Genomic DNA, 12,345 nt, shown 5'->3' on the forward strand with positions numbered 1-12,345 from the left:
CGGCCGGCCGACGGGCATACTGGTCGGACAGTTACCCACTGTCGTGACGAGAAGGCTGGCGTGCCAGGCGATCCCGGGTCCGGCGAGTCCCCTGCGGCGGCGCGGCGCAGGCTCCGACTCGCGCTGCGTCGCGCCCGGGAGTCGGCCGGGCTGACCCAGGGCAAGGTGGCGGACGCCCTCGACTGGTCGGTCTCCAAGGTCAACCGGATCGAGAAGGGCAGCGTCTCGGTCTCGACCACCGATCTGCGGGCGTTGTTGGAGCTGTACGGCGTGGTCGACGCCGACCGGGCCGAGCGGCTGCTGCGCGACGCCCGTACCTCCCGGTTGCGGGGCTGGTGGGACGAGCCGCGCTACCGGGAGCACCTGACTCCGGCGATGCTGCAGTTGCTGCAGTTGGAGGGCGAGGCCAGCGCCATCCGGGTGTTCCAGCCGACGTTGATCCCGGGGCTGCTGCAGACCCGCGAGTACGGCGAGTTCGTGTTGAACTTCTGGCGCAGTGAGCTGCCGGAGGCCGACCGGGCGCTGCGGCTCGAGGCCCGGCTGCGGCGCCGTGACCAGGTGCTGGACCGACCCGATCCGCCGGAGTTCCACCTGGTGCTGGACGAGTCGGTGCTGTGGCGCACGATCGGCGGGCCGCGGGTGATGGCCGGGCAGTTCGCCGCCCTGCTACGGGTGGCGCGGCGACCGAACGTGCGGGTGCGGATCGTGCCGTTCGCCGACGCGGCGATCATGGCGATGCTGGCGCCGTTCACGCTGCTCGACTTCGGCGACGAGGAGAACGCGCTGCTCTACCGCGAGGGCATCCTGCTGGACGAGATCGTCCATGCGGCGCAGCGGATCGGCCGGCACCGCGACTACTTCGCGCACATCTGGGACTCGGCCCACGACGAGGCGACCTCGGCCCGGTTGATCACCGAGCGGACGGCGGCGTTGACCGCCGATCTGCCGGTCGCGCAGGCCCCGTCCGTCGGTGGGTGAGTTCCGGTCGCGTATCGGCCGGGCCAGCTGCCGCGTTAACCAGGCAAATGCCGAATAATCGGCATTAAGTCTGAAGCGGAGAAAAAGCTATGATGCGGACATATCGCGGCTGGTGGCGGAGCAGCCGGTGTGACACCAACGCGTGCCTGGAAGCCACCGTGACCGCCTCCGGCGACGTGGCGCTGCGCGACTCGGCCGAGCCGGACGGGCCCTGGCTGGACGTCGACCGGCAGCAGTGGCGACGGTTCCTGCGCGGGGTCAACCGAGGCGACTTCGCCGGCCGGTAGGAGGCGGGTGGAGGCCGCCTCCCACCGACTCGGCCGAGAGTTGGTACGCGGCGCGGCCCCGGGCGGTTCACCAACCCGGCTGTGACATTCGGCATCCGTACCGGTCGATCCATCGACCGGTGTTCTCCGTACCACCTGCCGGCGGCTGTCCGACGCCAGCCGCAGAGGAGGTACGGATGCGACGCCGACGGATCGTCACCGCCGGAATCACCGTGGCCGCGGTCGGGCTGCTCGCCGCGGTGACCCTGCCGGCCGTGGCCGGCGACGACCCGACCGACGGCGGCCCCGGCACCGGTCAGCCGGCCGGCACCGACGGTCAGCCGGCCGGCGCGCACGACGACCTCGTCGACGCGCTGCGTCGCGACCTCGGCGTCAGCGCGGCGGACGCCCGGACCCGGCTGGCAACCGAACGCTGGGCCACCCGTACCGTCGACGTTCTGCGGGCCGACCTCGACGCGGCGTACGCGGGCGCGTGGATCAGCCGCGACGGCGCCGACCTCGTCGTCGCGGTGACCGACCCCGCACAGCTGGACCGGGTCCGCGCCGCCGGTGCCGAGGCCCGCCTGGTGGCCCGCAGCCAGCAGCAGTTGACCGGCGTGAAGGAGAGCCTGGACCGGGTGGGCGAGGCCGCCAGCCCCGACCTGGCCGGCTGGTACGTCGACCTGGCCGACAACACCGTGGTGCTGCTCGCCCGGCCCGGCGCCCAGGCCGCCGCCCGGGACTTCGCCGCCGCCGCCGGGGTGCCGGCCGACGCGGTCCGGGTGGACGCCTCCGACGAGGCGCCGGTGCCGCTGTTCGACGTGCGCGGCGGCGACCCGTACTTCATCGGTGCCGGTGGACGGTGCTCGGTCGGCTTCTCCGTGGTAGGCGGCTTCGTCACCGCCGGGCACTGTGGCCGCCCCGGCGACACCACCACCGGATTCAACCAGCAGGCGCAGGGCGTGTTCCAGGCGTCGTCGTTCCCCGGCGACGACTGGGCGTTCGTCGCGGTCGACGACGACTGGACGCCGCAGCCGGTGGTCAACGACTTCAACGGCAACAACCTGCCGGTCGCCGGCAGCGTGGAAGCTCCGGTCGGGGCCAGCATCTGCCGCTCCGGGTCGACCACCGGGACCCGGTGCGGCGTGATCCGGGCCAAGGATGTCACGGTCAACTACCCGGAGGGCGCGGTCAGCGGGTTGACCCGTACCGACGTCTGCGCCGAACCCGGCGACTCCGGCGGTGCCTGGCTCTCCGGCGACCAGGCGCAGGGCGTCACCTCGGGCGGCTCCGGCAACTGCCGCTCCGGTGGCGTCACCTTCTTCCAGCCGCTGGCCGAGATCCTGCAGGTCAACAACCTGACCCTGGTCACCACCGAGGACGGTGCGGCCCCGCCGACCGGCGCGCCGACCGCCGTACCGACGTCGGCGCCGACCCAGCCGGCGGACCCGCCGCAGAGCCCGTGCGCCGACCACACGGTGCTGCGCGACGGCGAACTGACCCGGGCCGGTGGCCGACAGATCCAGCCGGACGGACGGTTCTTCCGGGCCGGTGCCGGCCGACACAGCGCCTGCCTGCAGGCACCGGCCGGCGCGGCCTTCCGGCTTACGCTGCAACGCTTCACCGCCGACGGCTGGCGTACGGTCGCCCGGGGCGACCGCGCCGGTGCCACGGTGACCCGGTTGAGTTTCTCCGGACCCGCCGGTGCCTACCGGTACCGGGTGCAGTCCGGTCGAGGCGTGGGTGGCTACCTCCTCGGGTTCTCGGTGAACTGACCGCCACCCGCCGCGCCGTCCCCGGGGACCGCCCTTCCCGGGGACGGCGCACTCCCCCGTCGCACCCGCTGAGTACGCGTACCCTGTCGGCCGTCGACCGGCGCTCGTAGCCTGGCCTACGGGGAGGTCACCATGGGCTACGAGCTGCTGACCGTCGTCATCCTGACGGCACACTTCGGGTTCCTCGCCTACCTGGCGGTCGGCGGGTTCCTGGCCTGGCGGTGGCCGCGGACGATCTGGCTGCATCTGACCGCGGCGGGCTGGGGAGTGCTGGTGGTGGCGGCCAACCTGAGCTGCCCGCTCACCGTGGCCGAGCACTGGTCCCGCAGCCGGGCCGGCCAGGTCGGCTTCGACGAGGGGTTCGTCGAGCGCTACCTGACCGGGGTGATCTACCCCGACCAGTACGCCTGGGCGGCCCGGCTGGTGCTGGCCACGGTCGTCGTAGTCAGCTGGGCCGGGGTGCTCAGGGCAGTTCGGCGACGGCGTCGGCGAACTGCGCCCCGGTGATCACCGCCGCGTTCACCAGCGCGGCGAGCTGCGCCCCGCTGACCCCGTACGCCAGGTCGGTGCTCACGTCGCCGGCCAGGATCAGCTCGCCGGACCCGGTGTCGTGCACGTAGGCCTTCGGCAGCAGCCGGTCGTGGTTCCACGAGTTGCAGAACCGGTACGCCTCGGCCAGTCGGTCCGCCGGCAACCGCCGGTCGGCCAGCACCCGGCTGTGCAGCACCCGCTGCTGCTCGCCGAGCCGCTCGAAGTGGATCACCGCGTGTCCCCACTTGCCGCCGACCACCCCGTTGTCGTCGACGAAGTACCGGTCGCCGCGTTCGTTGAGCGCCGCCGTGATGCCCTCCAGGGTCAACGGCGAGACCACGTCCGGGGTGCCGCCCGCCGGCGGTACGCCGACCTCGCCGCCGGTGGCCGGCTGATCGGCCGGCAGCTCGACGGCGTCGGTCAGCGGCTCGGCGGCCAGCCAGCCGGCGATCCGCCGCGACTGGTGGTCGGTGCCGTTGCGGGCGTCGAACCGGCCCGCCAGCTCGGTGGCGGCGCCGGCCAGCTGCGCACCGAGCGTGGCCACCGGCAGGTCGGCGGCCGGCCGGTCGCCGTACTCCGGCCGGTGGATCGTCTCGTCGCCGTGGCCGGCGGCGGCCGCGAGCCGGCAGACCAGGGCACCGGCGGCGGCGAACTCCATCGCCGAGGAGTCGTCGTACGGCCGGTCGAACCATTCCAGATGCTCCGCGAGGATCGCCAGGCCACGCTGGTGCTGACCGACCGCCGCGCAGAACCGCAGATGCTCGGCCAGGTACGGGAAGGCGTCGCGTTCATGCCGGTGCCGCCGGTACGCCCGGACGTGCGCCTGCGCCGCGTCAGCGTACCGGCCCAGCCGCAGGTACGGCATGATCACCGCGACCAGCGCCTTCTCCGGCTGCTCGGTGCAGCCGACCGCGCCGCTGAGCACCGGTTCGACGATCGCCAGCGCCGCCTCCCACTCACCCCAGCCGGCGAGCAGCTCGGCCTGGCGGGACGGGTCGCAGCCGGCGCAGTCGCTGTTCTCATCGCGCGGCGCGGTCCGCCACCGGTCCAGCCACTGCCGGGCCTGGGCCTCGTCGCCGACATGGTCGGCGATCTTGCAGCGCAGGTTGTACACCGCCTGCAGACTCTGCCCGCTGGCGGTGAACCGGCGCTCCATGTCGTCCAGCGCGGCCCGGGTCTGTGCCAGACCCACCCGCGGCGTGCCGCGCAGCGTCGCTACCGCCCACTTGTGGTACCAGCGCAGCAGTTCGGCGTCCCACGGCTCGAACAGCTCCGGATAACGGTCGAAGGTGCTCAGACACCAGCCGAACGCCGGCAGCATCCGCCAGCGTTCGGTGTGGTGGTTGTACGTCTCGATCAGCGCCATCCGCGCGTCGAAGCCGATCCGTGCCTGCCCGGCCGCGTCGGCGTGCGCGGCGATCCGTTCCAGCTCGGCGATCTTGCCGTCGCCGTCGGGCAGGTCGGTGGCCTCGTCCAGCGCCTGGACCAGCTCCTCGGCGGTCACGGTGTCTCCTCGGTGGGGGTGCCCGGCCCGGCGGGCGGATCGGTGAAGGCCCGGTCCAGCAGGGCCAGGAAGGACCGGTTGAGCGCGGCGCTGTCCACCGCCCGCAACGGATGGTGACCGGCGAGCAGCGCCTGACCGTACAGCGCTTCGACGGCGTTGCGCAGCGCCGCTCCCGCCGGTTGCCCGGCGAGCCGGCGGATCAGCGGGTGCCGCCAGTTGAAGACCAGCTCCGGGCGGTGGTCGACGTCGACATCGGCGAACGCGGACAGCACCTCCGACCACAGCTCGTCGGAGCCGGCCACCGCACGGCGCACACTGTCCTGCTCGCGGGCGGCCTGGCCGAGGACGTACAGGGCCGGCACCGTGACCGGGTCGAACTGCCGCAGCTGCGGTACGCAGTCCAGCTCGGCCAGCACCGTGCGGGCGGTGGCCAGGAAGGTCTCCGCCACCGCCAGCTGCCCCGGCGAGAGGGTCTCCAACCGGGCGGCCAGCTCGCCGGGGTCCAGCCGGCGGGTGCGGATCGCCGGGTCCAGCCGGGGCAGGCGCTGCAGGATCTCCGCGTCGTAGGCGTAGCCGGCGTTGACGATCGGCGTACCGGCGGCGGACGCGATCGCGGCCAGTGACCGGAACTCGTCGACCGTCTCCACGTACCGGATCATCGCCAGATGCTGGCGGAACAGCCGCAGCGGCATCATTCCCCGGCTGGTCTCGAACGGCAGCCACGAGTCGACCAGCCGCAGCATCTCGTCGTCGCGGACGGCGAGCGCCTTGACCCCGAGGTGGTGCACCCGCAGGAAAGCGGCGAGCCGTTCCGGCTGGCTGACCGACAGCTCCAGCAGCCAGCTGCGGATCTGCTCGCCGAGCCCGTCGCGGACCGCGCCGAGCAGGTCGTCCTCGTAGAGCGCCTCGCGACTGGCGGTGGGGCGCAGCATGGAGGTGTCGACCACACAGCGGACGAAGAACGCCCACTCGGGCAGCAGTTTGCTGGCGTCGTCGCTGAGCAGCATCCGTTTCAGGTAGACCCGGTGCCCGCCCTGGCCGACCGTCGACGCCGACGGCAGCACGAAGCCGACGCCGACCAGCCCGGCTTCCGGCACCCGCAGGTCGATCACGTCCATCGGTCGGGCACCGAGTAGCGTCGCGCCGTAGTCGAGCAGCGCCTCCCGGCGGGCCGCCGGGTCGGCGTGGACCACCTCCCACGGGGCCTGTGGCTCGGTCAGCCGGACCGGCTCGCCTCCGGGCGGGCAGAACAGCACCGGGACGTCCAGCAGCCGGGCGTAGTCGCGGACCAGGTCACGGATCTGGTCGGCGGCCAGCCAGTGTCCGGCGTCGGCGCGGGGCCGCAGCGTGACGGTGGTGCCGACCGGTCCGCGTGCGGCGTCGTCGACCTCGGTGGTGTAGCGCCCGTCGGCGTACCCGGTCCAGCGCACCGCCGGTCCGCCCTGGGCCGACCGGGTGACCACCTCGACGGTGTCGGCGACCATGAAGCACGACAGCAGGCCGATGCCGAACTGGCCGAGGAAGTCCTGCCGGGCGAAGCCCAGGTCGTCCCGTTTGGAGGTGCGCCCGACGCTGGCCAGGAAGGTGTGCACCTGCGGTTCGGTCAGGCCGATGCCGTCGTCGTGTACCCGCAGGCCACCGTCGTCGGTGGGCTCGATCCGGACGGTACCGCCGGCCCAGTCGGGCTCGGCCGCACGGCGGGCGGTGATCGCGTCGGTGGCGTTCTGCACCAACTCCCGGGCGAACACCCGAGGGCTGGCGTACAGGTGGTGGCTGAGCAGGTCGACGATGCCGCGCAGGTCGACCTGGAAACGGCGTTCCATCCGGGTCAGCCCGCCAACTCGGCGACGGCGTCGCAGACCTGGCACCCGGTGGCGATCCCGCAGTCGAGCAGGTGGTCGAGCTGCGGGGCGCTGACTCCACGTTCCAACGCGGTGATCAGCTCACCGCAGACCCGGGCGGTGCCGTCGTCGTCGACGTGGACGAAGGTCTTGGGCCACAGCCGGTCGTGGTTCCACTCGTTGCAGAAGGCGTACAGCGCGGGCACGTCGTCCACGGTGAACAGGGTCGACGCGATGGTCCGGACCCGCAGCACCTCGCCGTTGGGTCCGAGCCGGGAGAACACGATCAGGTTGTCGTTCCACCGGCCGACCAGGTCGCCGTCGGAGTCGGCCTGGAAGTGGTACCCACGGGAGGTGAGGGTCTCGGCGATCATCGCGGTGGTCAGCGGCCGCAGCACCTGCATCGCACCACCGCCGGAGGGCGCGTCGGGCAGGTGGTCTGGGTCCGGCGGGGGCATGCGGTGGTCCTTTCGGTACGGCACGTCGGACGGCGGGCCTCGCGCCCCGGCCGGGAGCCGGCGCGCGGACGGGCCGGCGATGTCCGGACGGGGGTCCGGCGATGGACGGCGTCGTCGTGGCCCGGGGGACAGTAGGGGCCGTTCGGAATGGTGGCACAGCCGCGCCGCCCCGCGTGGTTCGGACACGACCCGGAAAAGCGAGGGTTTGTATGCCGGCGGGGTTACCGTGGGACTCTATGGCCGGCCGAACCTCCCAGGCGAATCGGCGGCGTGGCGGGTCGACCAGCCGCGGCGCCGCGACCGGTCGTGCCCGGACCCCGGCCCGCAAGCGCCCGACGGCCCGGCGGCGCCCGGCCCGCAACTCGCCGGCAGTCCTGGTCGGTCGCGCGGTCGGCGCCACCTGGATGGGGCTGGCGCACGGCGTCGGCTGGGCGGTGCGTACCGCCGGTCGTCGGGCGGCCACCGCGCGCGAGCTGAGCCCGGAGCACCGGCGGGACGGTGCCGGGCTGTTCGTGCTCGGCCTCGCCATTCTCACCTCGATGGCGATCTGGTTCGGCGCGGCCGGTCCGTTCGGGGTCCGCGTCGCGGACATGATGCGGCTGTTCGTCGGCGCGATCGCGGTCGCCGTGCCGTTGCTGCTGCTGATCGGCGCGGTCCGGCTGATGCGGGACCCACCGGAGGAGCCGGAACCCCGGGGCCGCGGGCTGGTCGGCTGGTCGGCGATGCTGGTCGCCACGGCGGGGCTGCTGCACATCGGCCAACGCCCCGACGACGACCTGCAGCGTGACTACGCCGGCGGGCTGATCGGGCTCGGCGTCGGTACGGTACTGGAGCGCACGGTCAGCTACTGGGTCGGCGTACCGCTGCTGATCCTGCTGCTGATCTTCGGTCTGCTGGTCGTCACCGCCACTCCGATCAACCGGATCCCGGAGCGGCTCGGGCTGCTCGCCGGGGTGGTGACCGGGCGGGGGCCGGAGTCCGGTCCGACCTCGGCCGACGCCGGTGACGACACCGGTGACGACGAGACCGCTGGCGACGAGCGGGCCCGCCGCCGACCGCCGCGCCGCCGGCAGGCCAGCCGGACGGCCGACGCCCTGCCGGCACCGTCGGCCGGTGACGACGGTGCCCCGGCCGAGCCGCTCGATCTGCAGGAGACGATGGAGCTGCCGCGCCGGCCGGCGGCGAAGGTGCCGACCACCCGCACCGCGCCGGAGCCGCCGGAGCATTCCCCGACCCCGACCCGCGCCGAGCAGTTGGCGATCACCGGGCTGTCCGGGGATTATCGCCTGCCGCCGGCCAAACTGCTGCGGACCGGGCCGCCGGCGAAGACCCGCAGCAAGGCCAACGACGAGGTGATCGCCGCGCTGCAGGGGGTGTTCGAGCAGTTCGACGTTGACGCGGCGGTCACCGGGTTCACCCGTGGCCCCACGGTGACCCGCTACGAGGTGGAGCTCGGCCACGGGGTCAAGGTGGAGCGGATCACCCAGCTCTCCCGCAACATCGCGTACGCGGTGAAGTCACCGGACGTGCGGATCCTCAGCCCGATCCCGGGCAAGAGCGCGGTCGGCGTGGAGATCCCGAACACCGACCGGGAGGACGTGTCGCTCGGTGACGTGCTGCGCTCCCGGGCCGCCAGCGCCGACCACCACCCGATGTTGGTGGCGCTCGGCAAGGACATCGAGGGCGGCTTCGTGGTGGCCAACCTGGCGAAGATGCCGCACATCCTGATCGCCGGGGCGACCGGCGCCGGCAAGTCGTCCTGCCTGAACTCGCTGCTCATCTCGATCCTCAGCCGGGCCACCCCGGACGAGGTCCGGCTGCTGCTGATCGACCCCAAACGGGTCGAGATGACCGGGTACGAAGGCATCCCGCACCTGGTCACCCCGATCGTGACCAACCCCAAGAAGGCGGCCGAGTCGCTGGAGTGGGTGGTACGCGAGATGGACATGCGCTACGACGACCTGGCCGCGAACGGCGTCCGGCACATCGACGACTACAACCGCAAGGTACGGGCCGGGGAGATCACCGCTCCGCCCGGCAGCGAGCGGGAGATCCGGCCGTACCCGTACCTGCTGGTGATCGTCGACGAGCTGGCCGACCTGATGATGGTCGCCCCCCGGGACGTGGAGGACTCGGTCGTCCGGATCACCCAGCTCGCCCGGGCCGCCGGCATCCACCTGGTGCTGGCCACCCAGCGGCCGTCGGTGGACGTGGTGACCGGTCTTATCAAGGCGAACGTGCCGTCCCGGCTGGCCTTCGCCACGTCGTCGCTGTCCGATTCGCGGGTCATCCTGGACCAGCCGGGCGCCGAGAAGCTGATCGGCCGGGGCGACGGCCTGTTCCTGCCGATGGGGGCGTCGAAACCGCTGCGCATCCAGGGTGCCTGGGTCAGCGAGAAGGAGATCGACGAGATCGTCGCCTTCTGCAAGAAGCAGCGCGAGCCGGAGTTCCGCCCCGACGTGCTCACCACCGCCCAGGAGAACAAGAAGAAGATCGACGAGGACGTCGGCGACGACCTCGACCTGCTGGTCCAGGCGATCGAGCTGGTGGTGACCTCGCAGTTCGGGTCGACCTCGATGCTGCAGCGCAAACTGCGGGTCGGGTTCGCCAAAGCCGGCCGGTTGATGGATCTGATGGAGACCCGGGGCATCGTCGGGCCGTCCGAGGGTTCCAAGGCCCGCGACGTCCTGGTCAAGCCGGACGAGCTGGAGGACGCGCTGGCGAGTCTGCGGGCCGTCGAGGCGAGCTGACCGCACTGGTACGGTCGGCTGACCGATCGGATCGTCCGGCACCGCGCCGCCCGGCCGCCGTACGCCAATGGCCCGGTACCCTCGTCAGGTGTCTGCTTTTCCCCCGCCTCCCGCCCAACCGCCCGGCCGGCGCGTCGCCCTGCTCACCCTGGGGTGCGCCCGCAACGAGGTCGACTCGGAGGAGTTGGCCGCCCGGCTGGACGCCGACGGCTGGCAGGTGACCACCGACGCCGACGGCGCCGACGTGGTGCTCGTCAACACCTGCGGCTTCGTCGAGAAGGCCAAGCAGGACTCGGTGCAGACGCTGCTCGACGCCGCCGACGGCGGGGCCAAGGTGGTGGCCGCCGGCTGCATGGCCGAACGGTACGGCCGGGAGCTCGCCGAGCACCTGCCGGAGGCGCAGGCCGTCCTCGGGTTCGACGACTACCCGGACATCTCTGGCCGGCTGCGGGCGGTGCTGGCCGGCGAGCAGCTGCCCGCGCACGCGCCCCGGGACCGGCGCACGATGCTGCCGTTGACCCCGGTTTCCCGGCAGCGCTCCGGTGTCGTCGTGCCCGGTCACGCGACGGTCGACGAGCACACCCCCGCGCACCTTCGCACGGTCCTGCGGCGTCGGCTGGACAGCGGCCCGGTGGCGTCGCTGAAACTGGCCAGCGGCTGTGACCGCCGGTGCGCCTTCTGCGCCATCCCGGCGTTCCGGGGGGCGTTCGTCTCCCGCGTTCCCGAGGAGCTGCTGGCCGAGGCCGAGTGGCTGGCCGGCACCGGCGTTCGGGAACTCGTGCTGGTGAGCGAGAACTCGACCTCGTACGGCAAGGATCTGGGCGATCCGCGGCTGCTGGAGAAGCTGCTGCCACAGCTGGCCGCCGTCGACGGCATCGTCCGGGTGCGGGTCAGCTACCTGCAGCCGGCAGAGACCCGTCCGGGCCTGATCGAGACGATCGCCACCACGGCCGGCGTGGCACCGTACTTCGACCTGTCCTTCCAACACGCCAGTGAGCCGGTGCTGCGCCGGATGCGGCGCTTCGGCTCCACCGGGCGGTTCCTCGACCTGCTGGCCTCGGCCCGGTCACTGGCGCCGCAGGCCGGCGCGCGAAGCAACTTCATCGTCGGGTTCCCCGGCGAGACCCGGTCGGACGTCGACGAACTGGTCCGTTTCCTGTCCGCGGCCCGGTTGGACGCGATCGGGGTGTTCGACTACAGCGACGAGGACGGCACCGAGGCCGCTGGACTGCCCGACAAGGTACGGGCCGCCACGGTGAAGCGGCGCTACGACCGGATCTGTGCGCTGGCCGACGAGTTGTGCGCGCAGCGGGCCGAGGAACGGGTCGGCACGACGGTGGAGGTGCTGGTCGACAGCGTCGACGACGGGCTGGTGGAGGGTCGGGCCGCGCACCAGGCGCCGGAGGTGGACGGGTCGACGACGCTGGTGGCCGGCGCTGCCGCCGCCACCGGAGCCGGGGTCGACCTCGCCATGCTGCGTCCCGGGGACCTGGTCCGGGCGACGGTGACCGGGACCGAAGGGGTCGACCTGGTGGCAGTGCCGAGTGACGTGCTCTCGTCCGGTACGGCCGACCGGCCGCTCTCCACCGCGGTCAGGTGAGCCGATGACCGAGCCGGGCGCCTCCGCCGGTCCGCGTACCGCCGTCGCTGCGGTGCCGGTGGTCAACGCGGCCAACGCGCTCACCGGGCTACGCATGGTGCTGGTGCCGGTCTTCGTGGTGTTCGTGATTCTCTCCGAGATGACCCATCCGGGCTGGCGGATCGCCGCCTGCCTGACGTTCGTCGTCGCGTCGGCGACCGACCTGATCGATGGCTGGATCGCCCGCCGGTACGCCTTGGTGACGTCGTTCGGCAAGGTCGCGGACCCGATCGCCGACAAGGCGCTGACCGGCACCGCGCTGGTACTGCTGTCCTGGTACGACCTGGTGCCCTGGTGGGTGACCGGGCTGATCCTGGTGCGTGAGTGGGGAGTCACGCTGATCCGGTTCTGGGTGCTGCGGCACGGGGTGATCGCGGCGAGCCGGGGCGGCAAGGCGAAGACCGCGCTGCAGATCACGGCGATCGTCTGGTACCTGCTACCGCTGCCGTCGGTGCTTGCCGCGGTCGCTCCGTGGATCATGGCGGCTGCGCTGCTGGTCACCGTGGCGACTGGGCTGGACTACCTGGTCCGTGCGTTGCGGCTGCGCCGTACCGGGCCGGACCGGTGACCTCGGCCGGGTCGGACCGGGTGCCTCCGGCCGGG

General features: G+C 72.7%; 10 protein-coding genes. 7 read left to right on the plus strand and 3 right to left on the minus strand.

What is annotated here, in order from left to right; all coding sequences use genetic code 11:
* The first annotated feature begins 60 nt into the window (after positions 1–60).
* From ACN27J_RS32035 to ACN27J_RS32050, 4 genes are all read left to right on the plus strand, one after another.
* Positions 61–978 carry a helix-turn-helix domain-containing protein gene (locus ACN27J_RS32035; RefSeq protein WP_421371887.1) on the plus strand — a complete coding sequence of 306 codons (918 nt, stop codon included), beginning with the start codon at positions 61–63 and terminating at the stop codon, positions 976–978.
* An 89-nt stretch (positions 979–1,067) separates the two neighbouring features.
* On the plus strand, positions 1,068–1,265 hold the full coding sequence (locus ACN27J_RS32040) for a DUF397 domain-containing protein (RefSeq protein ID WP_282229933.1): 198 nt from the start codon (positions 1,068–1,070) through the stop codon (positions 1,263–1,265).
* Positions 1,266–1,441: 176 nt separating this feature from the next.
* Positions 1,442–3,019, plus strand: a complete 1,578-nt coding sequence (locus tag ACN27J_RS32045; RefSeq protein ID WP_421371888.1) for a S1 family peptidase — start codon at positions 1,442–1,444, stop codon at positions 3,017–3,019.
* A gap of 132 nt (positions 3,020–3,151) precedes the next feature.
* Positions 3,152–3,526, plus strand: coding sequence for a DUF2784 domain-containing protein (locus tag ACN27J_RS32050; RefSeq protein ID WP_421371889.1), 375 nt, complete (start codon positions 3,152–3,154; stop codon positions 3,524–3,526).
* On the opposite strand, the gene ACN27J_RS32055 is transcribed toward ACN27J_RS32050, so the two are convergent.
* The 3 genes from ACN27J_RS32055 to ACN27J_RS32065 are packed head-to-tail and all read right to left on the minus strand — an operon-like array spanning position 3,483 to position 7,353.
* Entirely contained in the window at positions 3,483–5,054 is a 1,572-nt protein-coding gene (locus ACN27J_RS32055) for a YbjN domain-containing protein (RefSeq protein WP_421371891.1), read from the minus strand. The two genes, ACN27J_RS32050 and ACN27J_RS32055, sit on opposite strands and share 44 nt — an antisense overlap.
* A complete protein-coding gene (locus tag ACN27J_RS32060) occupies positions 5,051–6,877 on the minus strand; it encodes an HSP90 family protein (protein WP_421371892.1) in 1,827 nt (608 codons plus the stop codon). The genes ACN27J_RS32055 and ACN27J_RS32060 overlap by 4 nt, the downstream gene beginning before the upstream one ends.
* A 5-nt stretch (positions 6,878–6,882) precedes the next feature.
* Complete coding sequence (locus ACN27J_RS32065) at positions 6,883–7,353, minus strand: YbjN domain-containing protein (protein ID WP_421371893.1); 471 nt, start codon at positions 7,351–7,353, stop codon at positions 6,883–6,885.
* A gap of 236 nt (positions 7,354–7,589) precedes the next feature.
* On the opposite strand from ACN27J_RS32065, the gene ACN27J_RS32070 reads away from it, so the two are divergent.
* The 3 genes from ACN27J_RS32070 to pgsA all read left to right on the plus strand — a co-directional run bounded on the left by ACN27J_RS32070 (position 7,590) and on the right by pgsA (position 12,310).
* Positions 7,590–10,103, plus strand: coding sequence for a DNA translocase FtsK 4TM domain-containing protein (locus tag ACN27J_RS32070; RefSeq protein ID WP_421371894.1), 2,514 nt, complete (start codon positions 7,590–7,592; stop codon positions 10,101–10,103).
* Between the two features lie 67 nt (positions 10,104–10,170).
* Positions 10,171–11,703, plus strand: coding sequence for a 30S ribosomal protein S12 methylthiotransferase RimO (gene rimO / locus ACN27J_RS32075; RefSeq protein ID WP_421371896.1), 1,533 nt, complete (start codon positions 10,171–10,173; stop codon positions 11,701–11,703).
* 4 nt (positions 11,704–11,707) lie between these two features.
* Positions 11,708–12,310, plus strand: coding sequence for a CDP-diacylglycerol--glycerol-3-phosphate 3-phosphatidyltransferase (gene pgsA / locus ACN27J_RS32080; RefSeq protein ID WP_421371897.1), 603 nt, complete (start codon positions 11,708–11,710; stop codon positions 12,308–12,310).
* The last annotated feature ends 35 nt before the right edge of the window (positions 12,311–12,345 follow it).

The sequence above is a fragment of the Solwaraspora sp. WMMB762 genome (assembly GCF_049179115.1).
Classification (GTDB): domain Bacteria; phylum Actinomycetota; class Actinomycetes; order Mycobacteriales; family Micromonosporaceae; genus Micromonospora_E.